The sequence below is a fragment of the Cellulomonas sp. ATA003 genome (assembly GCF_031582905.1).
Taxonomy (GTDB): Bacteria; Actinomycetota; Actinomycetes; order Actinomycetales; family Cellulomonadaceae; genus Pengzhenrongella.
Genome location: NZ_CP133990.1, coordinates 2,692,127 through 2,719,070 on the forward strand (window position 1 = coordinate 2,692,127; position 26,944 = coordinate 2,719,070).

Below are 26,944 nucleotides of genomic sequence, written 5' to 3' on the forward strand. Positions count from 1 at the left end.
TCACCCTCGACACGCGCCCCGGTGCGCGGACCGGGCCAGGATCGCAGCCCGGGACGGGCCCTGAGAGCCCGGACTGGGACCCGCACGGCCCGCTCGTCCGTCGTGACGCGGTGGCCGTCTACGACCAGATGCGTTCGCGCTGTCCCGTCGCGCACGGCCCCGACGGGGCCTGGACGCTGTTCACGCACGCCGACGTCACGGCGGCCGCACTCGACCACGAGTCCTTCTCCAACGCCGTCTCGCGCCACCTGCAGGTGCCCAACGGCCTGGACGGCCCGACCCACACCGCGTTCCGAGCCGTCCTGGAGCAGTACTTCACGCGGGACCGGATGAACGCCCTGGAGCCCGCGATCGCTCAGGTCGCGGAGGAGCTGGTGCGACAGCTCGACATCCCGGGGCCGATCGACGCGGTGGAGGTCGGATCCCGATTCGCCGTGCGCGCGCAGAGCACCTGGCTGGGATGGCCTCTCGACCTCGAGCAGGACCTGCTGGACTGGATGGTGGACAACCATGCCGCCACCCGGTCCCGAGACCGACACCGCACCACCGAGGTCGCCCGACGGTTCGACGCCATCATCCGCTCCCTGACCGGCCCCCGCCGTCAGGCCGGTGACGACGCACCCGACGACGTCACCACCGAGCTCGTGCGCGACCGCGTCGCAGGCCGGGAGCTGACCGATGAGGAGATCGTGTCCGTCCTGCGCAACTGGACCGGCGGTGACCTGGGGTCCATGGCCCTGTGCGCCGGGGTGGTCCTCACCTACCTCGCCGACCACCCCGACCTGCAGACCCGGGTACGCACCGGAGTACCGGACCGGGAGCTCGACGCAGTCCTGGACGAGATCTTGCGGATCGACGACCCGTTCGTCTCCAACCGCCGCATCACGACCGAGCGCGTCACGGTCGGCGACCGCCGGATCCCGGCCGGGGCGCAGGTCGTCCTGAACTGGACGTCCGCCAACCGCGACCCGCGGATCTTCGACGACCCCGACAGGTTCGACCCAGCCGGGAACCGGCCGTACAACGTCGTCTACGGCATCGGCAAGCACGTGTGCCCCGGTCGCCCACTGGCCACCCTCGAGCTGCGTGTGCTCACCCGGGCCATCCTCGACGCGACCACCACCATCGACCCGCACCCCAGCCGCCCACGCGAACGCGAGCTACCCCCGTCGGTGGCTACGCCACCGCCCCGCTGCTCCTGCGCTGACCGCCGCGACCACCCCGACGGACCTGCCGGCGCAGACCGCTGCTCGGCACACTCGGGATCACAGCCGACCAGGCCAGCGCTCGGGCCGTGGGGGCGATCCCCGGGGTACGCGGCCGGCATGACTCCACGTCGACGGTCTCAACCACGTGCCACAACGACCGCGTCAGCACATCCGAGGAGTGCCGCGCGGTCGTCGATCAGGACGCTGAGGGCGAACGGCTCAGATGAGCACCGCGCCCTTGGACGCCGACTGCACGAGCTTCGCGTACTTGGCCAGCACGCCGCGGTTGTAGACCGGCGCCATCGGCTCCCAGCCGACCGCCCGCTCGGCCAGCTCGGCCTCGTCGACCAGCAGGTCGAGCGTCGCGTTGGCGACGTCGAGCCGGATGCGGTCGCCGTCGCGCACGAACGCGATCGGACCGGCGTCGACGGCCTCGGGTGCGACGTGCCCGACGCACAGGCCGGTCGTGCCGCCGGAGAACCGGCCGTCCGTCAGCAGCAGGACGTCCTTGCCCAGGCCGGCCCCCTTGATGGCCCCCGTGATGGCGAGCATCTCCCGCATGCCGGGGCCGCCCTTGGGGCCCTCGTAGCGGATGACGACGACGTCGCCGGCCTGGATGGTCCCGTCCTCGAGGGCGTCCATCGCGGCGCGCTCACGCTCGAAGACCCGCGCGGTGCCCTCGAAGACGTCCTCGTCGAAGCCCGCGGACTTGACGACCGCGCCCTCGGGCGCGAGGGAGCCGGACAGGATCGTGATGCCACCGGTGCGGTGGATCGGGTTGTCCAGGGCGCGCAGGATCTTGCCGTCCGGGTCGGGCGGGGCGATGTCGGCAAGGTTCTCCGCGACGGTCTTGCCCGTGACGGTGAGGCAGTCGCCGTGCAGCAGCCCTGCGTCGAGGAGCGCCTTCATGACCACCGGGACGCCGCCCATGCGGTCGACGTCGGCCATGACGTAGCGGCCGAACGGCTTCAGGTCACCGAGGTGCGGGACCTTGGCGGCGACGCGGCGGAAGTCGTCGAGCGTCAGGTCGACCTCGGCCTCGTGCGCGATGGCCAGCAGGTGCAGGACGGCGTTGGTCGAGCCGCCGAACGCCATGACGACGGCGATGGCGTTCTCGAACGCCTCCTTCGTCATGATCTGCCGCGCGGTGATGCCCTTGCGCAGCAGCTCGACGACGGCCTCGCCGGACTTCGCGGCGAAGTTGTCGCGGCGGCGGTCCGCCGACGGCGGCGCGGCCGAGCCGGGCAGCGACATGCCCATCGCCTCGGCCACCGACGCCATGGTGTTCGCGGTGTACATGCCGCCGCACGCGCCCTCGCCGGGACAGATGGCGCGCTCGATGCGGTCGAGGTCGTCGGTGCTCATCAGCCCGCGCGAGCACGCGCCGACCGCCTCGAAGGCGTCGATGAGGGTGACGTCCTTCTCCGTGCCGTCGGACAGCTTGACCCAGCCGGGCATGATCGTGCCGGCGTAGAGGAAGACCGCTGCCAGGTCCAGGCGCGCGGCGGCCATGAGCATGCCGGGCAGGGACTTGTCGCAGCCGGCGAGGAGCACCGAGCCGTCCAGGCGCTCGGCCATCATGACCGTCTCGACGCTGTCGGCGATGATGTCGCGCGACACCAGCGAGTAGTGCATCCCCTCGTGGCCCATCGAGATGCCGTCCGAGACGGAGATCGTGCCGAACTCGAGCGGGAACCCGCCGCCGGCGTGCACGCCGTTCTTGGCCGCCTGCGCGAGCCGCTGCAGGGACAGGTTGCACGGCGTGATCTCGTTCCACGAGCTCGCGATGCCGATCTGCGGCTTGACCCAGTCGTCGTCGCCCATCCCGACGGCGCGGAGCATGCCGCGCGAGGCGGTCGCCTCGATCCCGTCGGTGACCTGGCGGCTACGGGGCTTGATGTCGACGCCGGGGTCCGTGCCGTCCGACGAACCGGCCGCGGGCGTGTCGATGGTGCTGGTCATGCGCGCGAGTGTAGGTCGCGACGTGGACGGACCCGGCCGCTGTTCGGCCCTCGGACGCCGGAGCGGACCGTGGGGCCGGACCGGGGACCGCACCCCGTCCGGGTCAGCCCTGCCGGCCCTGCCACGTGCACACGCACACCTCGTTGCCCTCGACGTCGGCCAGGACCCGGAACGCCGGGTAGCGCGCGTCGGAGACGAGCACTCCCCGGCCGCGAGCGCCGCCTCGACCCGGGCGTCGGCGACGTCGTGCGGGACCGTGACGTCGACGTGGAGGCGGTTGCGCTGCGGACGGGGCGCGTCCATCGCCTGGAACCACACCGCCGGCCCGATGCCGTCGGGGTCGACCAGGGCGGACCCGTCACCCGGCGCGCCCGTCCCCTGGTTCCGGTAGCCGAGCACCGCGCGCCAGAACGGCAGCACGGCGGGGATGTCGAGCGCGTCGATCGCCAGCTCGAAGCCCTGCGGCACGCCGGGCTCCCCTCGAGACCGAGCCCGTCGGCGATGGAGGTGATGGTGGCGGCGAGCGCGACGTCCCGGTCGGTGAGGCCGCCGACGTCGTGGCTCGTCAGGGTGACGTGGACGCGGCCGTACCGCAGGTCGACGTCGGGGTGGTGACCGGCGGCGTCCGCCGCCTCGGCGATCCGGGTCACCAGCTCGACACCGCGGGCGAACGAGCCGGTGTGGAAGGTCGCTCGCACGGTCTCGAGGATGACGCGCCAGTGACGCGGGTCGACGGCGTCCTGCACGGCGGGGTACGTCAGCGTGGTGGCCATGGCTCACTGTGGCACCGGCCACCCACGCGGGCCCAGCACCTCGACGACGACCGGGTTGCGGTTGACGTAGCGTCAACTCCTAGCGTCGGTCACGACGGCGGACCGACCGCCGTCGGAGCACCACGGAACCCGGGGGACGGCGATGGACGCCATCGTGCACGCCGCGCTGGACCGGGCACGCCCCCGGTCGGACGGGCGGCGGGATGCCTGGACGATCGGGGAGGTCGCCCGGCTCGCCGGCGTCACGACCCGGACCCTGCGGCACTACGACGCCGTCGGCCTCCTGCGCCCGACCGGGGCCGCGGCGGGCGGGCGGCGGCTGTACGGCCGCGCGGAACTGCTGCAGCTGCAGCAGATCCTCGTGCTGCGCGAGCTCGACGTGGGCCTGCCGACGATCGCGGAGATCGTCGGGGCCGGCGACGAGACGGTGCGGCGGGGGCGGCTGCGGGAGCACCACGCCCGGCTGCTCGCCGAGCGGGACCGGTTCGACCGGCTGGCCCGGACCGTGGAGAGCACGCTCCGTTCGTTTGAGGAGGGGACCGAGATGGCGGCGAAGGACCTGTACGCAGGCTTCGACAGCAGTCAGTACGAGGCCGAGGCGCGCGAGCGCTGGGGCGACGAGGCGGTCGAGCGCAGCAATGCCTCCTGGGAAAGCCTCGGGCCGGACGGCCGCGCGGCGTTCGGCCAGGAGAGCGCGGCGATCGGCCACGGCCTGGCCGAGCTGATGCGCACCGGCGCGGACGTCACGGACCCACGCGTCCAGGCGCTCGTCGAGCGGCACCACCGGCAGATCGCGATGTTCTGGACGCCCGGTCGCGAGGCGTACATCGGCCTGGGCCAGATGTACGTCGACGACGAGCGGTTCACCGCGACCTACGACGCCTTCGCGCCGGGGCTGGCCCCGTACCTGCGCGACTCGATGGCGGTGTACGCCGAGGCGAGGCTTTCGTAGCCCGACCGCGCGGCGTCGCGGGTCAGGTGCGCGCGACCACGTTGGCCGGCTCGTCGCCCGCGGCGAGCCGGTCCAGCTGGGTCTGGATCAGCGCGACCATCCGGCGAGGAGTCGCCGTGGTGTTCCCGCCCTCGTGCGGGGTGAGGATCAGCCCGGGCGCGTCCCACAGCGGGTGCTCGGACGGCAGCGGCTCGGGGTCGGTGACGTCGAGCGCCGCCCGCAGCCGGCCGGTCGTCAGCTCGGCGAGAAGCGCCGCCGTGTCGACGACCTTCCCCCGGGCGACGTTGACCAGCAGGGCACCGTCGGGCATCCGGGCCAGGAACGCGGCGTCGACCATGCCACGGGTGGAGTCGGTCAGGGGGACGGTGAGGATCACGACGTCGGCGCCGGGCAGCAGGTCCGGCAGCTCGTCGATGCCGTGCACGGGCACGCCGTCGTCGTCGCGCGCGGTGGTGGCGACCCGGACGACGTCGACGGCGAACGCCTCGAGCCGCCGTGCGACCGCTCCTCCGATGGCGCCGTACCCGACGACGACCGCGCGCCGGTCGGCGAGCGACGGCCGCGTGCGCGGAGCCCACTCGCGGCGGTCCTGCGCCCGGACGTAGTCGTCGAGCCCGCGCAGGGACGCCAGGACGAGGGCGAGCGCGAGCTCGGCCGTCTCGTCGTCGTGCACACCGCGCCCGTTGCACAGCACCACGTCGGGAGGCAGGTGGCGCAGCACGTGCTCGAAGCCCGCGCTCGGGATCTGCACCGCCGTCAGCTGTGGCAGGTCGCGGAGCCGCGAGAGGACGCCACGGCCCGCGTCGTGCGGGACGACGACGACGTCGACCTCGGCGGCGACGTCCGCCGGCAGGTCGGTGCGTCCGTCCCAGACGACGAGGCGGACGCCGTCCGGCACGGTGAGGGCCTCGCGGGTCGCGTCGTCGGGGACCGTGACGGTGACCGGGCGGCCGGGGTCGGAGCCGACGTGCGGGGGCGTCGGTACGGGCGTCGGCGTGCGTGTCCGTGCTCATCGCGCACCATCGTGCCGTCGATCGGCGCCGGGCGCCCGCGCGGGCGCGGTCAGTCCGTCGAACCCGCCCGCGCCCGGAACTCGTCGTCGAGGATCGCCATCAGGACGGCGTCGCACCAGCGGTCGCCATCCCGGTAGGCCTCCCGCCGCCGGCCCTCGACGACGAAGCCGACCCCCTCGTACAGCGCCTGCGCACGCGGGTTGATCGCGAGCACCTCGAGACCGACGCGGTGCAGCCCGTACCCCTCGAACGCGAGGCTGAGGACGAGCTCGATCGCCTCCGTGCCGTAGCCCCGGCCCCGGGCGGCCGGGCGCATCGAGAGCCGCAGGTTCGCCGACCCGTGGACCTCGTCCAGATCGGTCAGCACGATCTCGCCGAGGTACTCGTCCGACCCGCTCGCCGTCACCGCGAGGTCGATGCGGTCCGGGGCCTTGGCGGCGTCGGCGCACCAGCGGTCGACCTGCTCGCGGGTGTACGTGGCCGTGACCCCGGTGACCCGCCGGGTGTGCGGGTCGGTCACGAGCTCCCACATGCTGTCGGCGTCGGCCGGCCCGATCGGCCGCAGCCGGACGAGCTCACCCTCGAGGGTGGGCTTCTCGGCGGGCCGACGCCGGGCGGCCATCAGCCCTCGACGCCCAGCCGGGACAGGATGAGCTCGCGGACCCGGCCGGCGTCGGCCTGCCCGCGGGTCGCCTTCATGACCCCGCCGACGATCGCGCCGACGGCCTGGAGCTTGCCGCCGCGGATGCGGTCGGCGACGTCGGGCTGGGCGGCCAGGACGTCGTCGATCGCGGCGAGCAGGGCGCCGTCGTCGGACACGACCTCGAGGCCGCGGGCGACGAGGACCTCCTCCGGGGACCCCTCGCCGTCGAGCACGCCCTCGAGCACCTGGCGGGCGAGCTTGTCGTTGATCCGGCCGGCGTCGACCAGTGCCTGCAGCTCGCCGACCTGCGCCGGGGTGATCGGCAGCTCGGCGAGCTCGACCTCACGCTGCTTGGCGGTGCGGGCGAGCTCCCCATCCACCACTTGCGGGCCGCGGCCGGCGTCGCGCCGGTGGCGACGGTGGCCTCGATGAGGTCGAGCGCGCCGGCGTTGAGCACGTCGCGCATCTCCGGCTCGGAGTACCCCCACTCGTCCGTCAACCGCCGACGGCGGTCACCGGGGAGCTCGGGCAGGGACGCGCGGATCTCCTCCACCCACTCGCGCGAGGGGGCGACGGGCACCAAATCCGGCTCGGGGAAGTAGCGGTAGTCCTCGGCGTCGGACTTCACGCGGCCGGGCGTGGTGACGCCGGTGTCCTCGTGCCAGTGCCGCGTCTCCTGCACGATCGTGCCGCCGGCGGTGAGGATCGCCGCCTGGCGCGACACCTCGTAGCGCACCGCGCGGTCCACCGAGCGGAACGAGTTGACGTTCTTGGTCTCGGTGCGGGTGCCGAGCGGGGACTCGGGGGTCGGGCGCAGGGAGAGGTTGACGTCGGCGCGGACGTTGCCGCGCTCCATCCGCGCCTCGGAGACGCCGAGGGTGCGGAAGATGTCCCGCAGCGCCTGGACGTACGCCCGGGCGACCTCGGGCGCGCGGGCACCGGCACCGGTGATCGGGCGGGTGACGATCTCCACCAGCGGGATGCCGGCCCGGTTGTAGTCGACGAGCGAGTACTCCGCGCCGTGGATGCGCCCCGTGGAGCCGCCGACGTGGGTGTTCTTGCCTGCGTCCTCCTCCATGTGGGCGCGCTCGATCTCGACCCGGAACACCGTGCCGTCCTCGAGCTCGACGTCGAGGTAGCCGTCGAAGGCGATCGGCTCGTCGTACTGCGACGTCTGGAAGTTCTTCGGGACGTCCGGGTAGAAGTAGTTCTTCCGCGCGAACCGGCACTGCTCGGCGATCTGGCAGTTGAGCGCGAGGCCGATGCGGATCGCGTACTCCACCGCGGTGCCGTTGACCACGGGCAGGGCACCGGGCAGGCCGAGCGAGACCGGGGACACGGCGGTGTTCGGCTCGTCGCCGAAGGTCTGCGGCGCGGAGTCGAACATCTTGGTGCGCGTACCGAGCTCGACGTGCACCTCGATGCCGATCACGGGGTCGAACCGGGCGATGGCCTCGTCGTAGGGGACGAGCTCGACGGTCGTGGTGGTCATCGTCCAGCCTCCAGCTCCGGCGCCCGCGACAGCAGCGGCGCACCCCAGGTGTTCTCGAGCAGGGTCTCCAGCGCGGCGCCGACCCGGTACAGCCGGTCGTCGGCCTTCGCGGGGGCGAGGATCTGCAGGCCGACGGGCAGGCCGTCGTCGGACAGCCCGTTGGGCACGGACATGCCGGGGACGCCGGCGAGGTTGGCCGGGATCGTCGCGATGTCGTTGAGATACATCGCCAGCGGGTCGTCGAGCTTCTCCCCCAGCCGGAAGGCCGTGGTCGGCGCGGTCGGCGACACGAGGACGTCGGCCTGCGCGAAGGCGGCGTCGAAGTCGCGCTGGATGAGCGTGCGGACCTTCTGCGCGCTGCCGTAGTAGGCGTCGTAGTACCCGGCGGACAGCGCGTAGGTGCCGAGGATGATGCGGCGCTTGACCTCGTCGCCGAAGCCGGCGCCGCGGGTCGCGGCCATGACGCGCTCGGCGGTGACCGGCCCGTCGGTGGGCTCGACGCGCAGGCCGAACCGCATGCCGTCGAACTTGGCGAGGTTGCTCGACGCCTCGCTCGGCAGGATGAGGTAGTACGCGCCCAGCGCGTAGGTGAAGTGCGGGCAGGAGACCTCGACGATCTCGGCACCCGCGCCGCGCAGCAGCTCGAGGGACTCCTCGAACCGGGCGCGCACCCCGGCCTGGTAGCCCTCGCCGCCGAGCTCGGTGACGACTCCGACGCGCACCCCGGTCAGGTCGCCACCCGCGCCACGGCGGGCGGCGTCGACCAGCGCGGGCAGCGGCTCGGGGATCGACGTGGAGTCGCGCGGGTCGTGGCCGCCGATGAGCTCGTGCAGCAGCGCCGAGTCGAGCACGGTCCGGGTGACCGGGCCGGCCTGGTCCAGGCTGGACGCGAGCGCGATGAGCCCGTACCGGGAGACGCCGCCGTAGGTCGGCTTGACCCCGACCGTCCCGGTGACTGCGCCGGGCTGACGGATGGACCCGCCCGTGTCGGTGCCGATGGCCAGCGGGGCCTCGTAGGCCGCGACGGCCGCCGCCGACCCACCACCGGACCCACCGGGGATGCGGTCCAGGTCCCACGGGTTGTGCGTGTTGCCGAACGCGGAGTGCTCCGTGCTCGACCCCATGGCGAACTCGTCCATGTTGGTCTTGCCGAGGATCGGCAGGCCCGCCTCGCGCAGACGGGTGGTGATGGTCGCGTCGTACGGCGGGACCCAGCCCTCGAGGATCTTCGAGCCCGCGGTCGTGGGCATGCCGCGGGTGACCACGATGTCCTTGACGGCGATCGGCACGCCCGCGAGCGCGTGCAGGTCCTCCCCGGCGGCGCGCCGGGCGTCCACGTCGCGCGCGGTCGCGAGCGCGTCGTCCGCGTTCACGTGCAGGAAGGCGTGGACGGCGCCGTCGACGGCGGCGATCCGGTCCAGGTGGGCCTGCGTGGCCTCGACGCTGGAGACCTCGCCGGCGGCCAGGCGCGCGGCGAGGTCGGCGGCGGTCAGACGGGTGAGGTCGGTCGCGCTCATCAGTCCTCCTCGAGGATCTGCGGGACCACGAACCGGCCGCCCTCGGCGGCGGGTGCCCCGGCGAGGATCTCGTCGACCACGAGCGTCGGCTCGGGGACGTCCTCGCGGAACACGTTGGTCATCGGCAGCGGGTGGCTGGTGGCCGGGACGTCGGGCGTGGCGACCTCGCTGACCCGGGCGACCGCATCGACGATCACGTCGAGCTCGCCGGCCAGGCGGTCGAGCTCGTCGGACGTCAGGTCGATCCGGGCCAGCCCGGCCACGCGCGCGACCTCGTCGCGGGAGATGGTGGACATGCGGGCGAGTCTAGTGGCGGGCACCGACACGCCCGACGATCGCCCGGCGGGCGGCTCGGCCGTCGGAGCGTCAGACCAGCGACGGGTCCATCGCCTGCTCCACGAGCGCGAGGACCGCGGTCGCGTAGGCGTCCGCCGCGGTCGCGCCCGCGAACGCCACCGCGTCCTCCTCGCCCGGCGGGCGCATGAGGACGGCGAACCCGTCGGGGTCGTGCACGGAGAGGCTGAGGAACGTGCCGCCGAGCATCCCGCGCAGCTGCTCCTCGTGCGGCAGCCACAGGGCGTCCTCGGCCGCGACCGAGTCCAGGGCCCACTCGGTGGTGCCGTTGAACCCGAGCACGGTGCCGGTGGAGAACTCGTGGGCCTCGATCATCATGTCGCTGATCGTGAACACCTCGCCGGTCATCGACGGCTCGAGGAGCGTGAAGCGGTCACCGGTGCTCGGGTGCCAGGCGACGCCGGCGTCGCGGAGCTGGCGGGCGAGGTCGATGGAGATCATCCGCCCAGTATCCGTCGGTGCTCGGCGGCTGTCCCCCGCGGGGACCGCTGCCGGGACCGTGGGCGGTGAGCCTCGCCGGTCCCGGCAGGCGCCGGGCGTGGTCAGCGCGTGCTGAAGGCGGCGTCGAAGGACGCCGTCGGCGGGTCGAACGCGAGGCGCCGGACGAACTCCAGCGCCTCGGGCGCACCGACGAGGCGGTCCATGCCGGCGTCCTCCCACTCCACCGAGATCGGCCCGGTGTAGCCGATGGTGTTGAGCATCCGGAAGGAGTCCTCCCACGGCACGTCGCCGTGGCCGGTGGAGACGAAGTCCCAGCCGCGCCGGGGGTCGGCCCACGGCAGGTGCGAGCCCATCCGGCCGTTGCGGCCGTTGCCGACCCGGCGCTTCGCGTCCTTGCAGTCCACGTGGTAGATCCGGTCCTTGAAGTCCCAGAGGAAGCCGACCGGGTCGAGGTCCTGCCACACGAAGTGGCTCGGGTCCCAGTTGAGGCCGAACGCCTCCCGGTGACCGATGGCCTCGAGCGTCCGGACCGTCGTCCAGTAGTCGTAGGCGATCTCGGACGGGTGGACCTCGTGCGCGAACCGCACCCCCACCTCGTCGAACACGTCGAGGATCGGGTTCCAGCGGTCGGCGAAGTCGCGGTAGCCCGCGTCGATCAGCTCGGTGCTGACCGGCGGGAACATGGCCACGTACTTCCAGATCGACGACCCGGTGAAGCCCACGACCGTGTCGACGCCCAGGCGGGCCGCGGTGCGCGCGGTCAGCTTCATCTCCTCGGCCGCCCGCTGCCGGACGCCCTCGGGGTCGCCGTCGCCCCACACGACGTCGGGCAGCATGTCGCGGTGCCGGGCGTCGATGGGGTCGTCGCAGACGGCCTGGCCCTTGAGGTGGTTGGAGATGGCGAAGACCTGCAGCCCGTACTTGTCCAGGACGTCGCGCTTGCCCTGGATGTAGGCGTCGTCCTCGGCGCCCTGCCACGGGTCGAGGTGGTCGCCCCAGCAGGCGATCTCCAACCCGTCGTAGCCCCACTCGGACGCGAGCCGGGCCACCTCCTCGAACGGCAGGTCGGCCCACTGGCCGGTGAACAGCGTGACGGGTCGGGGCATGTCAGTCCTCCTGGGTCGCGGTCGCGGTCGCGGGCGCGGACGTGGTCGGGGCGGGGGCGGTCGGCGTGGTCTCGCCGTCGACGGGCGTCCACACGCTGCGCTCGGCGCTGCTGCGTTCGACGGCGGCCAGGACGCGCTGCACCTGCAGGCCGTCGGCGAACGACGGCTCGGGCTGACGCCCCTCGCCGATCGCCCGCACGAGGTCGACCGCCTGGTGCACGAACCCGTGCTCGTACCCGAGCCCGTGCCCTGCCGGCCACCACGCGCCGACGTACGGGTGCTCGGGCTCGGTGACGACGATCCGGCGGAAGCCGGCTGTCCGGGGTCTTCTGCGGCGTCGAAGAGGTGCAGGACGTTCATGTCCTCGAAGTCGAACGCGAGCGACCCGCGCGAGCCGTTGATCTCGAGCCGGATGGCGTTCTTGCGCCCGAGGGCGAACCGGGTCGCCTCGAACGTGGCCAGACCCCCGCCGGACAGGCGGGCGGTGAAGATCGCGGCGTCGTCGACCGTGACCGGACCGCGTCCCTCACCCGCGGACCCGCTGAGGCCGGCGAACTCCCCGGCCACCGGACGCTCGTGCACGAAGGTCTCGAGCAGCCCGCTGACCTCGGTCAGCCGCTCGCCCGTGATGAACTGCGCGAGGTCGACGACGTGCGCACCGATGTCCCCCAGCGCGCCGGACCCGGCCTGCTCCTTGTCCAGCCGCCAGGACAGCGGCGCCTCGGGGTCGGCGATCCAGTCCTGCAGGTAGTTCGCCCGCACGTGCCGGACCGTCCCGATCCGCCCCTCCGCGACGAGCTCGCGGGCGAGGGCGAGTGCCGGGATCCGGCGGTAGGTGAACCCGACCATCGAGCGCACGCCGCGCTCGGCCGCCCGCTCGGCCGCGGCGACCATGGCCTCGGCCTCCTCGACCGTGTTGGCCAGCGGCTTCTCGCACAGCACGTGCTTGCCGGCCTCGAGCGCGGCGATCGCGATCTCGGCGTGCGTGTTGCCCGGCGTGCACACGTCGACGAGGTCGATGTCGTCCCGCTCCAGGAGCGTGCGCCAGTCCGTCTCGGCGCTCTGCCACCCCAGCGTGCGCGCCGCCTCCTCGACCCGCGCGGCGGTGCGCCCGACGACGACGGCCATGCGCGGCTCGAGCGGCAGGTCGAAGAAGCGGGGGCGACCCGCCACGCCTGCGAGTGGGCCGCGCCCATGAACGCGTACCCGACCATGCCGACACCCAGGGTGTCCTTGCTCGTGCTCATCCATCCCTCTTCCCTTGTGCGCGCGTGCCCGCAGGGCCGCGCACGTGCTCCGGCGTGGGCGACCGGCCGACGACGCGTGCCTCCACGCGCCGCGGCCGGCCGTCCCCTGTCACGAATCGAACGCGCTGGGCAGATACTGCTCCACGTTGTCCGCCGTGACGACCGGGGCGTACAGCTGGATGGTGCGGGGCACCTCGACCTCGACGAGGTCGGACAGGGCCTTGCCCTGGACGAGGAGCCGCGCCAGGCGGATGCCGTCGGCGGCCTGGGTGGACGGGTAGACGACGGTCGCCTGCAGCACGGTGTCGCCGGCCTGGATGTCCTCCATGACGTTCCGGGACCCCGCCCCGCCGACCATGACGAACTCGTCGCGGCCCGCCTCCTCGATGGCGGCCATGACGCCGACGCCCTGGTCGTCGTCGTGGTTCCACAGGGCGTCGATCTGCGGTGCGGCCTGGAGCAGGTTGGCGGCGGCCTGCTGGCCGCCCTGGACCGTGAAGTCGGCTGCGACCCGGTTGTCGACGTCGAGCCCGCAGTCGCCCAGCGCGTCGGCGAATCCCTGGCTGCGGTCCTGGGTGAGCGGGAGGGAGTCGATGCCGGCGATCTCCGCGACGACGGCGTCGGGGTTGTCGCCGACCTGCTCGCAGATGTACGTGCCGGCGGAGACGCCCATGCCGTAGTTGTCCCCGAGCACCGTGGTGCGCGCGGCGAACGGGCTGGCGAACTCGCGGTCGACGTTGACGACCGTGATGCCGGCCTCCATGGCCTCGGTGGCGACCTCGGTGAGCGCGGCGCCGTCGAACGGCAGCAGGACGATGGCGTCCACGCCGTCGTTGATGAACTGCTCGACCTGGGAGATCTGCAGGTTGACGTCGTTGGTGCCCTCGGCGACGCGCAGCTCGACGTCGTCGTACTTCTCGGCCTCGGCACGGGCCGCGGCGGTGATCGCGCCCATCCAGCCGTGGTCGGCGGCGGGGGCGGAGAACCCGATGACGACGTCCTCGCCCGTCTCGTCGTTGGCCCCGCCACCCACCGAGGTGTCGGCGGCCGGTGGGGGCGTCGTCCTCGGGTGGGGGCGTGTTCGACGTGCAGCCGGTGACCAGGACGGCGCCGGCAGCGACGGCGGCGGCGGTCCTCCACCAGCGCCGGCGCAGGGTGGTTCGAGCGGACATGGCGTTCCTCCTTGAACGGCGAGCGGAGCTCGGGGACGTGCGGACGCAGGTGGGGCGATCTGGTGAGGGGTCAGGTGCGGCGCGAGCGGGCCGCGAACTGCTGCTGGAGCAGCACGGCGACGACGATGATGACGCCCCGGGCCACGCCCTGGGCCGACGTGGACAGGTTGTTCTGGACGAACACGTTGGTGAGCGTGGCGAAGATGAGCACGCCGAAGACGGTGCCGACGATCGTGCCGCGCCCGCCGGCGAGCAGCGTCCCGCCGACCACGACGGCGGCGATGGCCTCGAGCTCGTAGTACAGCCCGTGCGTGGACGAGCCGGACGTGGTCCGGGCCAGCATCATCAACCCGGCGATACCCGCCGTCAGGCCACTGAGCGCGTACAGGTACACCGTGTGGCGCTGCACCTTGATGCCGGCGAGCCGGGCGGCCTCCGGGTTCCCGCCGACGGCGAGCGTGCGGCGTCCGAAGGTGGTGCGGTTCAGCAGGAACCAGCCCGCGGCGGCCACCAGCACGAAGATCCAGACGAGCACCGAGATGCCGAGGACGTCCGCCCGGAAGACATCGAGGAAGGAGTCGACCTCCACGAGCTGCGTCTGGCGGTTGGCGATGATCTCGGCGAGGCCGCGCGCGGCGACCATCATCGCGAGGGTCGCGATGAACGCGACGACCTTGCCGTACGCGATGAGCACGCCGTTGACCACGCCGGCGAGGGCGCCGACCGCGAGCGCGGTGAACACCATGACGGCCCAGTGGGTGTTCTCCGCCATCGTCTGGGTGGCGAGCGTGCTGGCCCAGACCGACGACAGGCCGACCAGCGACCCGACCGACAGGTCGATGCCGCCACCGGTGATGACGAACGTCATCCCGATGCTGAGCACCCCGATGACAGCGGCGTACCGCAGGATCGTCATGAGGTTGTCGATGCTGGCGAACCGCTCGCCGGCCGTCGCGATGCCGACCACGCACAGCACCGTCAGGGCCACGATCAGCCCGACGTTGCGGCCCGCGCCACCGCCGAGCAGGGTGCGCGACAGGCCGCCGGGTGCCGCACCGCCGGAGTGGTCGGCGCCGGCGTCGCGTTCGAGCGGCGACGACGGCCCGGCGCTCGGGGGGACACTGCCGGCCGTGGCCAGCGAGGGGGCTTCTGCTCGCTCACGCGGCACTTCCTTCCATGACGAGGTCGAGCACGCGGTGCTCGTCGATCTGGTCTGCTGGGCCGGTGTGCAGCACGCGGCCGTCGGCGATGACGAGGACCCGGTCGGCCATGCCGAGGACCTCGTCGATCTCGCTGGACACGACGACGACGGCATTGCCTGCCTCGGCGAGGGCGTGGATGAGCCCGTAGATCTCGGCGCGGGCGCCGACGTCGACGCCGCGGGTGGGCTCGTCGAGCAGCAGGACCCGGCAGCCGTGCACGAGCCAGCGGGCGAGCATGATCTTCTGCTGGTTACCGCCCGACAGGGTGCGTGCGGGACGGTCCGGGTCCGCCGGTCGCAGCTCGAGGGCGGCGATCTGGTCCCGGGCGACCGCCCGCTCGGCCCCCTCGTCGAGCAAGGGCCCGCGCGCGAAGCGCGCGAAGGTCGACAGCGTGACGTTGCGGTAGATCGGCTCGTCGAGCAGCAGCCCCTGGCTCTTGCGCTCCTCGGGAGCCAGCCCGATGCCGCTGCCGACGGCGGCGGACACCGAACCGGAGCGCAGCGGACGCCCCGCGACCCGCACGGTACCGGCGCTCGCCCGGCGCGCCCCGTAGACGGTCTCGAGGATCTCCGTCCGTCCCGAGCCGACCAGCCCGGCGAGGCCCACAACCTCACCGGGGCGCACGGAGAACGACACGTCCTGGAAGACGCCGCCCAGCGCGAGCCCCTCGACCTCCAGGAGCGGCGCGGCGTCGTCGGCCACCGTCCGGCGCGGCGGGAAGACCTGGTCGACCGAGCGGCCGGTCATGAGCCGGATGAGCTCGGCGGTCGGCGTCCCGGCGGCCGGGAGACCGGCGCCCACGGTCACGCCGTCCTTGAGCACGGTGATCCGGTCACCGATCTCGCGGATCTCCTCGAGCCGGTGGGAGATGTACAGGACGGCGACGCCCGACGCGGTCAGGTCCCGCACGACGCGGAACAGGTTCGCGACCTCCTCCGAGTCCAGGACGGCGGAGGGCTCGTCCATGACGATGAGCCGGGCGTCGTGGGACAGGGCGCGGGCCATGCTGACGATCTGCTGACCCGCCACCGACAGGTGCCCGACCTCGCGGCTCGGGGGATGTCCCCGTGGCCGAGCCGGGTGAGCACGTCACGGGTCCGGGCGTTGGTCTCGCGCCGGCGGGTCACCCCGCCGCTGGCGAGCTCGTGACCGAGGTAGACGTTGTCGGCCACGGTCAGGCCGTGCACGACGTCCAGCTCCTGGTACATCGTCGCGATGCCGGTCCGCAGCGCAGCGACCGGCGAGGCCAGGCTCACCGGCCGCCCGCGCCACTCGACGGTGCCCGCGTCGGGCCGGTGGGCACCCGCGAGGACCTTGATGAGGGTGGACTTGCCGGCGCCGTTCTGGCCGAGGAGGCAGTGCACCTCGCCCGGGCGGACGTCCAGGTCGACTCCGTCGAGGGCACGCACCGCGCCGAAGTGCTTCACGATGCCGCGCATCTGCAGCAACGGGCCGTCCTCGGGGGCCGTGTCGGCGGACCTCGCCGCGAGCGCACCCGGGCGCCGGGAGTCGTCATTGACCATGCCGAGCAACGTCGCAGAAGTTCTGTCGACGGTCAAGCAAAAGTTGCTGGATCGTGACCGAGCATCCAGTGGGCTTCGTCAGTTGTGCTTGACTGCCGTCATGTCGACGCACGCAGCCCGGGTCGGCGACCTGGGCGCGACCCTGCGTCTGCTGCGGGACGGCCGGCCCCGGACACGCACCGAGCTCGCGACCCTCTCCGGGCAGGCCCGGTCCACCGTCGCCCTGCGGGTGGACCAGCTGATCTCCGCGGGCCTGGTCACCCCGACCGGCGAGGCGGCGTCGACCGGTGGGCGTCCCCCGGTGACGTTCGCGTTCAACCCCGCCGCCCGCGTCGTGCTCGCGGTCGACCTCGGCGCGACCCACGCCCGCGTCGCGGTCACCGACCTCGCCTCGGACGTCCTCGCCGAGCACGGTGAGACGCTCGCGATCGCCGACGGTCCCGAACGCGTGCTGGATCGCGTCGCGACGATCGCCCGCGACCTGCTGGACCGAGCGGGACGCCCGGCCTCCGAACTCGTCGGCGTCGGCGTCGGGCTGCCGGGGCCGGTGGACCACCGGAGCGGCCGCCCGACGAACCCACCGATCATGCCGGGCTGGGACGACGCCGACGTCGCCGGCCGGCTCCACCTCCTGCTCGGGCCGGCGCCCGTGCTGGTGGACAACGACGTCAACATCATGGCGCTCGGTGAGCACGCGACGGAGTTCCGCGACGTCGACCACCTGCTGTTCGTCAAGGTCGCGACCGGCATCGGCGCGGGGATCATCAGCGACGGGGGATCCGCCGCGGGGCGCAGGGCGCGGCCGGCGACCTCGGCCACGTCGCGGTGCCCGGCGGCGAGGACCGGCCGTGCCGGTGCGGGAACACCGGCTGCCTCGAGGCGGTGGCCAGCGGGGCGGCGGTGGCCACGCAGCTGAGCAGGGCAGGCCTCGACGCGACCTCGAGCGCTGATGTCGTCGCGCTCGTCCGGTCCGGGGACCTCACCTCCGCGGCGGCCGTGCGGGACGCGGGCCGGGCGATCGGCGAGGTGCTCGCGGCGTGCGTGAGCATGCTCAACCCGTCGGTGATCGTCGTCGGCGGCAGCCTCGCCGAGGCGGGTGAGCACCTGCTCGCCGGGATCCGCGAGGTGGTCTACCGCCGGTCGCTGCCGCTTGCGACCCAGCACCTGCGGATCGTCACCAGCCGTGCGCGCGGTCGCGCCGGCATCCTCGGTGCGAGCACGATGGCGATCGACCATGTGCTCGCGGGCGAGGAGCTCCAGGCGCTCATCTGACGGCCCCGCCCGCCGTCCGACACAGGCGCGTGGGCGGCGTGTCGGAGTCAGCGCTGGCGGTAGTGGTACCGCTCCGCCGGGGCGAAGCCGAGGTTCGCGTACATCTCGATCGCGGCGTCGTTGGACTCCTCGACCTGGAGGAATGCCCGCTGCGCCCCCGCTGGGCGGCCTCGTGCAGGGCAGCGCACGTCAGCGCCCTGCCCACGCCGCGGCGCCGCGCCCGCGTGTCCACCGCGAGGCAGGCCAGCGCCGCCCAGTCGTCGACGAGCGCGGCCCGGACGACCCCGACCGGGCCGTGGTCGTCCCGTGCGGTGAGGTACAGCGCGCGGGCACCGCCGACGAGGCGGCCGGCGAGCGCGTGGTCGACCGGCGCGGTCGACCTGACATCCAGCCAGCGGGTCAGCCAGTCCTCGTCCGGTGCGTCGGCCACGGTGCACTCCAGGCCCGGAGCCTGGAACGGGGCGGCGACGCCGTCGAGCCCGTGCCGCACCATCACCAGCGTGGGTGCGACCTCGCGGTACCCGCGCCGCGCGAGCACCCCGTCCAAATCCTCCGGCTCGCTCTGCGCGCACACCCGGAACACGGACGGCTGGCGGGCCGCCGCGTACACGCGCTCCACCTCGGTGAGCGCGGCGTCGACGTCCCGCGGCTCGTCGAGCGCGAGGACGCTGTTGGCCCGGCGCGTGAAGCCGCCGGACAGGCCGACCCGCCAGCCGTCGACGTCGCGCGTCTCCAGCGGTGGCCAGACCGCGGCCTCGGCCCGCGCACCCGGACCGGACGGGACCGTCCAGGTGTAGACCCGCAGGGCGATGTCCTCGTGGTGCCAGTCGCGCGCGGGCACCCGGTCGAAGGAGAGCCGGTCGTACAGGCGGTGCGCGGTCGTCATCTCCTCGAGGGACGACAGCACGACCCGCTCGGCCCGCAGGGTCACCGCCTCCCGCATCGCGGCGCGCATCAGCGCCTCCGCCACACCCCGCCGGCGGGCCGACGGCGCGACCGCGAGCATCCGCAGCTCGACCTCGCCGGGATCGGCGATCTCGGCGTACGACGTCCCGGCCGGGGCGATCGTGATGGTCCCCACCACCTCGGAGCGGCTGCGGGCAGGGTCGTCGTCGCCGTCCGGGTCGGGCGCTGCGACCGCCACCAGGAGGGTCGCCTCGCGCGCACGCCGGACGGCGTCCGTCAGCTCCTCGACGTAGTCGTCGCCGTCCCGCACGAGGCCGTCGGACTGGTAGGCCTGCGCGGTCAGCGCACCCGCTGCGGCGACCTCGTCATCGGTGGCGACGCGGATCACGAGGTCAGGCATCGGTGCCTCCCGGGGTGGTAGTCAGAGCCCCATCGTCCTCCGGGTGCACCGTCCCCTGCTCGCCGTCGCCGGGCCCGTCCTCCTCCGCGGCCGGTGCGACCGCCGCCGGGCCCTCCGCCAGGAGCCGGGTGAAGCCGGCCTCGTCGAGGATCGGCACGCCGAGCTCGCGGGCCTTGGCCTCCTTCGTGCCGGCGTTGGCCCCGACGACAACGAAGTCGGTCTTCTTCGACACGCTGCCCGACGCCTTGCCGCCGCGGGTGAGGATCGCCTCCTTGGCGCCGTCGCGCGAGTAGTCCTCGAGCGACCCGGTGACCACGACCGTGACGCCCTCGAGCGTGCGGGCGATCGACGCGTCCCGCTCGTCGGCCATCCGCACGCCGGCTGCGGTCCACTTCCCCACGATGCGTTCGTGCCACCGGTCGTCCTCGCCGGGCTGCTCGAACCAGTCCCGGACGGCCGCCGCGATCGTCGGGCCGACGCCCGCGACGCCGGCCAGCCCGGCGGCGTCGTCGCTGCGGGCCGCCGCCTCGATGGCCTCCATCGACCCGAACTCCGCGGCGAGGGCCCGTGCCGCCGTCGGCCCCACGTGCCGGATGGACAGCGCGACGAGCACGCGCCACAGCGGGCGGTCCTTGGCGGCCTCGAGGTTGACCAGCAGGCTCTCCCCGACGGCGTTGAGGTCGCCGGCCTCGCGCACCCGGCCCTTGACCTTCGACCGGGTGGACAGCGTGAACTGCGGGACGCGGCGCAGCGCGTCGGCGTCCAGGTCGAACAGGTCGCCTTCGTCGGTCAGGACGCCGGCCTCGAGCAGCGCGCTCGCCGCCTCCCAGCCGAGCGCCTCGATGTCGAACGCGCCGCGGGACGCGACGTGGAACACCCGCTCGCGCAGCTGCGCCGGGCACGAGCGGGCGTTCGGGCACCGGATGTCGACGTCGCCCTCCTTGGCCGGCGCGAGAGGGTGCCGCACGAGGGGCAGTGGGTCGGCATGACGAACTCGCGCTCCGTGCCGTCGCGCAGCTCGACGACCGGCCCGACGATCTCCGGGATGACGTCGCCGGCCTTGCGCAGCACGACGGTGTCCCCGATGAGCACGCCCTTGCGGCGGACCTCGCTCGCGTTGTGCAGCGTCGCCATCGACACGGTGGAGCCGGCCACCTGCGCGGGCTCCATCACGCCGAACGGCGTGACCCGACCCATGCGGCCCACGTTGACCTGGATGTCGAGGAGCTTCGTGTTCACCTCCTCGGGCGGGTACTTGCACGCGATCGCCCACCGCGGTGCCCGGCTGGTGGAGCCGAGGCGGCGCTGCAGGGCGACCTCGTCAACCTTGACGACGATGCCGTCGATCTCGTGCTCGACGTCGTGGCGGTGCTCGCCGAAGTGGTCGATCATCGCCTGCACGTCGTCCAGGGTGTCGACGACCCGGCTGTGGGGGAGACCGGGAGCCCCCAGCCGGCCAGCAGCCCGTAGACGCCGGACTGCCGCGCGAGGACGTCCGCGTGCCCCGGCCACCGCAGGGCCCCGATGCCGTGGCTGTACATCCGCAGCGGACGGCTCGCCGTGACCCGGGGGTCCTTCTGCCGCAGCGACCCGGCGGCGGTGTTGCGCGGGTTGGCGAACGGCGGCTTGCCGGCCGCGATCTGGGCCTCGTTGACGGCGCGGAACCCCTCCACCGGGAGGAACACCTCGCCGCGGACCTCGAGGAGCTCGGGGTGGTCGTCACCGGTCAGCCGGTGCGGGATGCCCTCGATGGTGCGGACGTTCAGGGTGACGTCCTCCCCGTGCGCCCGTCGCCACGCGTGACACCCCGGGCCAGGACGCCGTTCTCGTACACCAGCGCGATCGCGAGGCCGTCGATCTTCAGCTCGCACAGCAGGTGCATCCCGGCGGACGCGCCGTCGAGGTCCCGCTGGACGCGGCCATACCACTCGGCGAGGTCGTCGGTGGAGAACGCGTTGTCGAGCGACAGCATCCGCTCGAGGTGCTCGACGGCGCCGAACTCGGTCGAGAACGTCCCGCCCACCCGCTGAGTGGGCGAGTCCGGCGTCCGCAGCCCGTACGTGGCGTAGTGGTCCTCGAGCGCCTCCAGCCGGCGCAGCAGCGCGTCGTACTCGCCGTCGCTGACCGTGGGTGCGTCCCGCACGTAGTACGCGAACTGGTGGTCGCGGATCGCACCGGCCAGTGCCGCCCACCGGTGCCGCGCGGCTGCCTCGTCCAGCCCCTCGTCGTCCGTGTGCAGTGCCTGTTCGCTCACCGGGCCATCATGGCGCGGGCCACCCACACGCCGCCCGACGGACGCGCCCGCACCGGTCGACGGGCGGGGCGGCGGCGCGGGCGGACTCGGGTCAGCCGGCGGCGCGCTCCGCGACGACCTCGGCCGCGCGCACGACGTCCGCGAGCGCGCGGCGGGCGGCGTCGGGCGACGGCGAGGCCCCGGCCGGCACGAGCACGACGTCGGTCAGGCGCGCGACGGGCAGCCCGACCCGTCCCCAGGGGCGCAGCAGGGTCTCGGCCTGGCCGCGCACGTCCGGCCCCGCGCACTGCGAGGACGCGACCGGCGGCAGTGCGGCCCACACCCGCAGGTCCGCCTCGACCGCCTCGGCGACCCGCTCCCACGCGCGCTCGTCGAGGGTCCCGACGGCGAGCCCGACGCCGTCCACGCCGGCCCGCGCGACGACCGGCAGCGCGGCCCAGGCGTCGCCGAGGTGCACGACGATGCCGGACGCCCCGGCACCCCGGGCGGCGTCCGCCAGCGCGCGCAGCCGCTCGGCGACGACGGGGCCGGGCACCGGCCGGATCGCCGAGTACCCCGAGAACGTCGGGACGGCCCCGACCAGCACGGCCGCGAGCATCGGCTCGTGCAGCAGGACGAGCGGCTCGGCACCGGGCACGGCGACCCGCAGCCGCCCGATCTCCTCGGCGAGGCCTGCCCCGAGGGACTCGGTGAGCTCACGGACGGCGCCGACGTCGGACAGCACCCGGTCCCCGCGGGCCAGGTACAGCGAGCCGGCGAGCGTCAGCGGCCCGTGCACGGGCATCACGAGGGGCCCCGCGTACCCGAGCGCGGCGACGGCGAGCGCGTCGAGCTCCTGCCCGGCGAGCGACCGGACGCGGGCGAGGTCCTGGCCGGGGTGGTCGGCGAGCTTCCAGCCGTGCACGCCGAGCTCGACCGGCAGGTCGACGAGCAGCCCGGCGGTGCGCGCGGTGGCGTCCACTCCCCGCGCGCGGCCGGCGTCGGCTGGACCCGGAACGGCAGTCCGGTCAGGCCTGCCGGGACGTCCGTGAGGTCCCCCATCACGACGGTCTGCGCCTCGATCGCGTCCGCCCCCGGCCACGGGCCGAGCCCGGAGACGCCGGTCACGGGGCGGACCGGGCGAGGCGCGCGTGCAGGAAGCCGACCGTGCGGGCCCGCGCGACGTCCGCCGCGGCGGCGTCGGCGAGCGGCACGTCCGTGTTGGCGAAGGAGTGGACGGTGCCCGGGTAGGCGAACGTGTCGACCGGGGTACCGGCCGCCTCGAGCGCGGCGACGTACTCCGCGACGTACTCGGGGTCCTCGAACCTGTCGGTCTCGGCGAGGTGGAGCTGCACGGGGCACCGGGTGGCCGCGGCGTCCTGCGGGGACCGGACCGCGTAGTAGGCGACGACGGCGTCCACGGCCCCCTCGCGGGCGGCGCGGAGCACGAGGTTGCCGCCGAGCGAGAAGCCGACCGCCCCGACGGCCACCGCACCGGCGTCGCGCAGCCGAGTGATCGCGGCGTCGATGATCGCGACCGCCCCGGTGCCGTCGAGCGCGTCGGCGAGCTCCTCGGCGCGCGCGGGGTCGGTCGTCCGGGAGACGGCGTAGAGGTCGACCGCCTCGACCGCGAAGCCCGCCATCGTCAACTCCTCGGCGTACTCGAGCACGTGCGGGTGCAGCCCGTACCAGTCGTGCACGACGACGACGCCGTGGCCGCCGCCAGCTGCCGCCGTGGCCGCGTCGTCGTCAGTCCTGCCGTCCGTCCCTGCGTCGGACCCCGGTGTGCTCATGCCCGTTCCGTCCCCTCCACCGTCGCCTGACCCAGGACCCGTGACCCGTCGTACAGCACGGCCGACTGCCCCGGGGCCACGCCACGCAGGTCGCCGTCGACCTCGATCCGCACCCCGCCCGCGGTGCGCCGCGCCCGGGCGGGCACCGGGTCGCCGTGGGCACGCACCTGCACCGCGCAGCTGAACCACCGTGCGTCGTCGTCGGCCCCGAGGTCCTGCGCGCCGACGACGTCCGGGGCGAGCCACACGGCGTCGGTCCCGACCACCGCGCCGACCGCGAGCGCCTCCGCGGGCCCGACGACGACGCGGTTGGTCACCGGCTGCACCTCGAGGACGTAGCGCGGCCGGCCGTCGGGTGCGGGGCGTCCGATCGACAGGCCCTTGCGCTGCCCGACGGTGTACGCGTAGGCGCCGTCGTGCGCGCCGACGATGCGCCCCTCGGTGTCGACGACGTCGCCCGGCTGCGCCCCGAGCCGCTCGCGCAGGAAGCCCTGGGTGTCGCCGTCGGCGACGAAGCAGATGTCGTAGGAGTCCGGCTTCGCCGACACGCTGAGCCCGCGCCGCTCCGCCTCGGCGCGCACCTCGGCCTTCGACGCGACGTCCCCGAGCGGGAACATCGACCGGGCCAGCCGCTCGGACCCCATGACGGCGAGCACGTACGACTGGTCCTTGGCGAGGTCGGCCGCACGGTGCAGCTCGCGGACGAGGGTGCGCCCGGTCGGGTCGGCCGGGTCGGCCGGGTCGGGGCGCAGCGCCACCCGTGCGTAGTGGCCCGTGCACACGGCGTCGAAGCCGAGGGCGACCGCCTTGTCCATCAGCGCCTCGAACTTGATGTGCTCGTTGCACCGCACGCACGGGTTGGGCGTGCGGCCGGCGGCGTACTCGGCGAGGAAGTCGGCGACCACGGTGTCCTCGAACCGCTCGGACAGGTCCCACACGTAGTACGGGATGCCGAGCACGTCCGCGGCGCGGCGGGCGTCCCCCGCGTCCTCGATCGAGCAGCACCCCCGCGAGCCGGTGCGGAACTGGTCGCGGTTGCGCGACAGCGCCAGGTGGACGCCGACGACGTCGTGCCCCGCGTCGACGGCGCGCGCGGCGGCGACCGCGGAGTCGACGCCGCCGGACAGCGCGGCGAGCACCCTCATCGGCCGGCCTCCCGCCCGGCCGAGGCGAGCCCTGCGGCGCCGGCGCGGGCGACGGCGTCGGGCAGCGCTTCGACCAGCGCGGTCACGTCCGCGGGCGTCGAGGTGTGCCCGAGCGAGAACCGCAGGGCCCCCGCGCCTCGCGCTCGTCCGCGCCCATCGCGAGCAGGACGTGCGAGGGCTGCGGCACACCGGCCTGGCACGCCGAGCCCGTCGAGCACTGCACGCCGGCCGAGTCCAGGAGGAACAGCAGCGAGTCGCCCTCGCACCCGGGGAACGTGAAGTGGGCGTTGCCCGGCAGCCGGTCCCCCGGTCGCCGGTCCGGGTCAGGCCGCGCAGCGCCGCACCGGGCACGGCAGCCCGGACGCGGCGCACCAGGTCGTCGCGCAGGCCGGCGAGCCGGGCCGCCGTCGCGGGCTGCGCGCCGGCGGCGGCCTGCGCCGCCACCGCGAACGACCGCGCCGCCGGGGTGTCGAGGGTGCCGGACCGCACGCCGCGCTCCTGCCCGCCCCCGTGCAGCACCGGGGTCAGGTCCAGGCCGCGGCGGGCGAGCAGCGCGCCCACGCCGACGGGCCCGCCGATCTTGTGCGCGGTGACGGTCATGGCGTCGAGCCCGGACGCGGCGAAGTCGACCGGCACCTGCCCGACGGCCTGCACCGCGTCGGCGTGCACCGGCACGCCGTACCGGCCCGCGAGCTCGACCACCTCGCGGATCGGCTGGAGGGTGCCCACCTCGTTGTTCGCCCACATGACCGAGATCAGGGCGACCGTCCCGGCCGACGCCTCGAGCTCGGCCGCGAGCGCGGCGACGTCGAGTCGCCCCTCCCCGTCGACCGGCAGGAGCACGACGTCGGCGCCCGCGTGCCGGGCGAGCCAGTGCGCCGGGTCGAGGACGGCGTGGTGCTCGACGGCGGAGACGAGCACGCGTCGGCGCGCCGGGTCCTGCGCGGTGCGCGCCCAGTACAGGCCCTTGATCGCGAGGTTGTCGGCCTCGGTGCCGCCCCCGGTCAGCACGACCTCGCTCGGGTGCCCGCCGAGCGCGGCCGCGATCGCCTCGCGGGACTCCTCGACGACGCGCCGCGCGGACCGGCCCGCGGAGTGCAGCGACGACGCGTTGCCGGTCCGGCCGAGCTCGGCGGTCAGGGCCTCGACCGCCGCGGGGAGCATCGGCGTGGTCGCCGCATGGTCGAGGTAGGCCGTCACGGTCCCCAGTCTACGAACCGCGCCGCACCGTGCCCTCACGGCCGCAGGGCCGCGATCTCGTCCGACCCGATCAGCACGACCGTTCCGTCCGCGAGCGTCACGAGCCGACCCTCGAGCGGCACGGGCGCGCGCCACGTCACCTCGCCCGTGGTCAGGTCCCGGGCCACGAGCTCGCGGTCCGTGCGGGTGCGCCCACCCACGGGGGCCTCCCGAGGGCACCCGGTTCGACGGAGAGCAGCCGCCGTCCGTCGGTGACGACATCCCAGCCGAACGCGTCCCGGCGATCGGCCTCGACCGCCCACAGCTGCTCGCCGGTGCGGGGGTCGAGCGCGGCCGTGCCGGACGCATCCCGGACCACGATCCGGCCGGACAGCGCGGACACCGTGCTCACCGGTACGTCGGCGGTCCAGCGCACCTCACCGCTGACCGCGTCGACGGCGACCACCGACGACGGCGAACCCGGGTCGGGTGGGGCCGCGAACAGCATCCCGGACGCGGTCCCGTCATCGAGGTCGGGCCCGACGATCGCCCCCGGTACCTCGAAGCGCTCCTCGCCGTCGGGTCCCAGCACCGTCGTGCTGATCAACCCCTCGGCCCCGTACCGGTAGCTGACCGTGGAACCGCCCGGTCCGGGCACGGGCCCCGAGGAGTCACCGTCGGACCCGTCGCCCCACAGGTCCCGGTCGACCTCCTCACCGGTGTCCGGGTCGAGCATCACCGAGAAGTCGCCCGCCTCCACCCCCATGACGTCCTCGCCCACGCCACCCGACCAGTCGATGCTGCTCGTGGGCGACGGCTCCGCGCTCCGGTACGTCCACCGCTCCTCGCCCGTGCTCAAGGACCAGCGGCCCGCGGTGACGTGCCGGTCGGCATCGGTGCCGAGCGTCAGGATGTCGCCGGCGAGGGACGACCAGGTGTGCGTCCTCCCAGTGGGGATGCTCCGCAGCAGCTCGCCGGTCAGCGGGTCGTGCACGGTGACGTCTCGGGTGACCGCGGCCGGTCCTTCGCCCGAGCCGGCATGGTGGTCGCACACCAGGACGTCGTCCGAGGGGTCGCCGCCGGGGGTCCGGGGTCCGTCCCGTCGGCGGAGCCCGTGTCAACGACCTGGCACATCCCCGGCGCGGTGTACCGGGTCGCTCCGGTGTCGACGTCGACCGCGACGGCGTGGTCACCGGCAGGGGGCCACAGGATGAGCAGGTCGTCGAGCTGGGCGACCACGGACGCCCCCTGCGCCCGCCATGCCTCGGCCAGCGGGCGGTCGAGCGGGGCGGACAGGCCGTCCACCTCCGCCAGGCGTGCGGTCAGCGCCGGTCGGCGTCGTCCTCCGCGAGCTCGACCTCGACGAGGTGCCGCTCCGCACGTGCCACCCGGCCGAGGCTAGTGCGCGCGG

Annotated in this window: 16 protein-coding genes and 10 pseudogenes; 3 read left to right on the plus strand and 23 right to left on the minus strand. The window is 74.1% G+C overall.

Annotated elements, in window-relative coordinates; genetic code table 11:
- Positions 1 to 497: 497 nt before the first annotated feature.
- Positions 498 to 1,133 (plus strand): annotated as a pseudogene (locus REH70_RS13505) (cytochrome P450); the annotation flags it as partial.
- A gap of 294 nt (positions 1,134 to 1,427) precedes the next feature.
- Here the strand turns inward: REH70_RS13505 and ilvD are convergent.
- The 3 genes and pseudogenes from ilvD to REH70_RS13520 all read right to left on the minus strand — a co-directional run.
- Positions 1,428 to 3,170 (minus strand): dihydroxy-acid dehydratase, encoded by a 1,743-nt coding sequence (ilvD, locus tag REH70_RS13510; RefSeq protein ID WP_310754299.1) that lies wholly within the window; start codon positions 3,168 to 3,170, stop codon positions 1,428 to 1,430.
- 264 nt (positions 3,171 to 3,434) lie between these two features.
- Positions 3,435 to 3,638 (minus strand): annotated as a pseudogene (locus REH70_RS13515) (VOC family protein); the annotation flags it as partial.
- An 89-nt stretch (positions 3,639 to 3,727) separates the two neighbouring features.
- Positions 3,728 to 3,943: pseudogene (locus tag REH70_RS13520) on the minus strand (4a-hydroxytetrahydrobiopterin dehydratase); the annotation flags it as partial.
- 142 nt (positions 3,944 to 4,085) lie between these two features.
- Between REH70_RS13520 and REH70_RS13525 the strand changes: the two are divergent.
- Positions 4,086 to 4,895, plus strand: coding sequence for a MerR family transcriptional regulator (locus REH70_RS13525; RefSeq protein WP_310747938.1), 810 nt, complete (start codon positions 4,086 to 4,088; stop codon positions 4,893 to 4,895).
- A 22-nt stretch (positions 4,896 to 4,917) separates the two neighbouring features.
- Here REH70_RS13525 and REH70_RS13530 read toward each other — a convergent pair whose 3' ends face one another.
- From REH70_RS13530 to REH70_RS13580, 11 genes and pseudogenes are all read right to left on the minus strand, one after another.
- On the minus strand, positions 4,918 to 5,793 hold the full coding sequence (locus REH70_RS13530; protein ID WP_310747941.1) for a 2-hydroxyacid dehydrogenase: 876 nt from the start codon (positions 5,791 to 5,793) through the stop codon (positions 4,918 to 4,920).
- Positions 5,794 to 5,957: 164 nt separating this feature from the next.
- Positions 5,958 to 6,530, minus strand: a complete 573-nt coding sequence (locus tag REH70_RS13535; protein ID WP_310747942.1) for a GNAT family protein — start codon at positions 6,528 to 6,530, stop codon at positions 5,958 to 5,960.
- Positions 6,530 to 8,043 (minus strand): annotated as a pseudogene (gene gatB, locus REH70_RS13540) (Asp-tRNA(Asn)/Glu-tRNA(Gln) amidotransferase subunit GatB). The gene REH70_RS13535 and the pseudogene gatB overlap by 1 nt, the downstream one beginning before the upstream one ends.
- Entirely contained in the window at positions 8,040 to 9,560 is a 1,521-nt protein-coding gene (gene gatA / locus REH70_RS13545) for an Asp-tRNA(Asn)/Glu-tRNA(Gln) amidotransferase subunit GatA (RefSeq protein WP_310747945.1), read from the minus strand. The pseudogene gatB and the gene gatA overlap by 4 nt, the downstream one beginning before the upstream one ends.
- Positions 9,560 to 9,856, minus strand: coding sequence for an Asp-tRNA(Asn)/Glu-tRNA(Gln) amidotransferase subunit GatC (gene gatC / locus REH70_RS13550; protein WP_310747948.1), 297 nt, complete (start codon positions 9,854 to 9,856; stop codon positions 9,560 to 9,562). The genes gatA and gatC overlap by 1 nt, the downstream gene beginning before the upstream one ends.
- A 70-nt stretch (positions 9,857 to 9,926) precedes the next feature.
- Complete coding sequence (locus REH70_RS13555; RefSeq protein ID WP_310747951.1) at positions 9,927 to 10,355, minus strand: pilus assembly protein CpaE; 429 nt, start codon at positions 10,353 to 10,355, stop codon at positions 9,927 to 9,929.
- Between the two features lie 101 nt (positions 10,356 to 10,456).
- Positions 10,457 to 11,461, minus strand: a complete 1,005-nt coding sequence (locus REH70_RS13560) for a sugar phosphate isomerase/epimerase family protein (protein ID WP_310747954.1) — start codon at positions 11,459 to 11,461, stop codon at positions 10,457 to 10,459.
- A 1-nt stretch (position 11,462) separates the two neighbouring features.
- A pseudogene (locus REH70_RS13565) lies at positions 11,463 to 12,708 on the minus strand (Gfo/Idh/MocA family protein).
- Between the two features lie 109 nt (positions 12,709 to 12,817).
- Positions 12,818 to 13,880, minus strand: a pseudogene (locus REH70_RS13570) (substrate-binding domain-containing protein).
- Positions 13,881 to 13,950: 70 nt separating this feature from the next.
- On the minus strand, positions 13,951 to 14,919 hold the full coding sequence (locus tag REH70_RS13575) for an ABC transporter permease (RefSeq protein ID WP_310754300.1): 969 nt from the start codon (positions 14,917 to 14,919) through the stop codon (positions 13,951 to 13,953).
- 118 nt (positions 14,920 to 15,037) lie between these two features.
- Positions 15,038 to 16,521, minus strand: a pseudogene (locus tag REH70_RS13580) (sugar ABC transporter ATP-binding protein).
- A 184-nt stretch (positions 16,522 to 16,705) separates the two neighbouring features.
- On the opposite strand from REH70_RS13580, the pseudogene REH70_RS13585 reads away from it, so the two are divergent.
- Positions 16,706 to 17,877 (plus strand): annotated as a pseudogene (locus REH70_RS13585) (ROK family protein).
- Here REH70_RS13585 and REH70_RS13590 read toward each other — a convergent pair.
- The 9 genes and pseudogenes from REH70_RS13590 to REH70_RS13630 form a co-directional block, all read right to left on the minus strand.
- The gene (locus REH70_RS13590) at positions 17,870 to 19,183 is read right to left on the minus strand and encodes a GNAT family N-acetyltransferase (protein WP_310747957.1); all 1,314 of its coding nucleotides are present in this window, start codon (positions 19,181 to 19,183) and stop codon (positions 17,870 to 17,872) included. The pseudogene REH70_RS13585 and the gene REH70_RS13590 sit on opposite strands and share 8 nt — an antisense overlap.
- Positions 19,176 to 21,437: pseudogene (ligA, locus tag REH70_RS13595) on the minus strand (NAD-dependent DNA ligase LigA). Before ligA ends, REH70_RS13590 begins: the two are co-directional and overlap by 8 nt.
- A gap of 91 nt (positions 21,438 to 21,528) precedes the next feature.
- Complete coding sequence (locus REH70_RS13600) at positions 21,529 to 22,398, minus strand: hypothetical protein (protein WP_310747960.1); 870 nt, start codon at positions 22,396 to 22,398, stop codon at positions 21,529 to 21,531.
- A gap of 142 nt (positions 22,399 to 22,540) precedes the next feature.
- A complete protein-coding gene (locus REH70_RS13605; RefSeq protein ID WP_310747963.1) occupies positions 22,541 to 23,209 on the minus strand; it encodes a dienelactone hydrolase family protein in 669 nt (222 codons plus the stop codon).
- Positions 23,206 to 24,354 (minus strand): tRNA 2-thiouridine(34) synthase MnmA, encoded by a 1,149-nt coding sequence (gene mnmA / locus REH70_RS13610; RefSeq protein ID WP_310747965.1) that lies wholly within the window; start codon positions 24,352 to 24,354, stop codon positions 23,206 to 23,208. Before mnmA ends, REH70_RS13605 begins: the two co-directional genes overlap by 4 nt.
- Positions 24,351 to 25,554 (minus strand): annotated as a pseudogene (locus REH70_RS13615) (cysteine desulfurase family protein). The gene mnmA and the pseudogene REH70_RS13615 overlap by 4 nt, the downstream one beginning before the upstream one ends.
- Before the next feature lie 35 nt (positions 25,555 to 25,589).
- On the minus strand, positions 25,590 to 25,721 hold the full coding sequence (locus REH70_RS13620; protein WP_310747967.1) for a hypothetical protein: 132 nt from the start codon (positions 25,719 to 25,721) through the stop codon (positions 25,590 to 25,592).
- The gene (locus REH70_RS13625; protein ID WP_310747970.1) at positions 25,706 to 26,527 is read right to left on the minus strand and encodes a PQQ-binding-like beta-propeller repeat protein; all 822 of its coding nucleotides are present in this window, start codon (positions 26,525 to 26,527) and stop codon (positions 25,706 to 25,708) included. Before REH70_RS13625 ends, REH70_RS13620 begins: the two co-directional genes overlap by 16 nt.
- Positions 26,512 to 26,838, minus strand: coding sequence for a hypothetical protein (locus REH70_RS13630; RefSeq protein ID WP_310747973.1), 327 nt, complete (start codon positions 26,836 to 26,838; stop codon positions 26,512 to 26,514). The genes REH70_RS13625 and REH70_RS13630 overlap by 16 nt, the downstream gene beginning before the upstream one ends.
- Between the last annotated feature and the right edge of the window lie 106 nt (positions 26,839 to 26,944).

Excerpts from the sequence above, each read along its gene's own strand:
- mnmA (WP_310747965.1), bottom strand. The coding sequence starts at position 24,354 with ATGAGGGTGCTCGCCGCGCTGTCCGGCGGCGTCGACTCCGCGGTCGCC.
- REH70_RS13560 (WP_310747954.1), bottom strand. The coding sequence starts at position 11,461 with ATGCCCCGACCCGTCACGCTGTTCACCGGCCAGTGGGCCGACCTGCCG.
- ilvD (WP_310754299.1), bottom strand. The coding sequence starts at position 3,170 with ATGACCAGCACCATCGACACGCCCGCGGCCGGTTCGTCGGACGGCACG.
- REH70_RS13525 (WP_310747938.1), top strand. The coding sequence starts at position 4,086 with ATGGACGCCATCGTGCACGCCGCGCTGGACCGGGCACGCCCCCGGTCG.
- gatA (WP_310747945.1), bottom strand. The coding sequence starts at position 9,560 with ATGAGCGCGACCGACCTCACCCGTCTGACCGCCGCCGACCTCGCCGCG.
- REH70_RS13605 (WP_310747963.1), bottom strand. The coding sequence starts at position 23,209 with ATGAGCACACCGGGGTCCGACGCAGGGACGGACGGCAGGACTGACGAC.
- REH70_RS13535 (WP_310747942.1), bottom strand. The coding sequence starts at position 6,530 with ATGGCCGCCCGGCGTCGGCCCGCCGAGAAGCCCACCCTCGAGGGTGAG.
- REH70_RS13590 (WP_310747957.1), bottom strand. The coding sequence starts at position 19,183 with ATGCCTGACCTCGTGATCCGCGTCGCCACCGATGACGAGGTCGCCGCA.
- REH70_RS13555 (WP_310747951.1), bottom strand. The coding sequence starts at position 10,355 with ATGATCTCCATCGACCTCGCCCGCCAGCTCCGCGACGCCGGCGTCGCC.
- gatC (WP_310747948.1), bottom strand. The coding sequence starts at position 9,856 with ATGTCCACCATCTCCCGCGACGAGGTCGCGCGCGTGGCCGGGCTGGCC.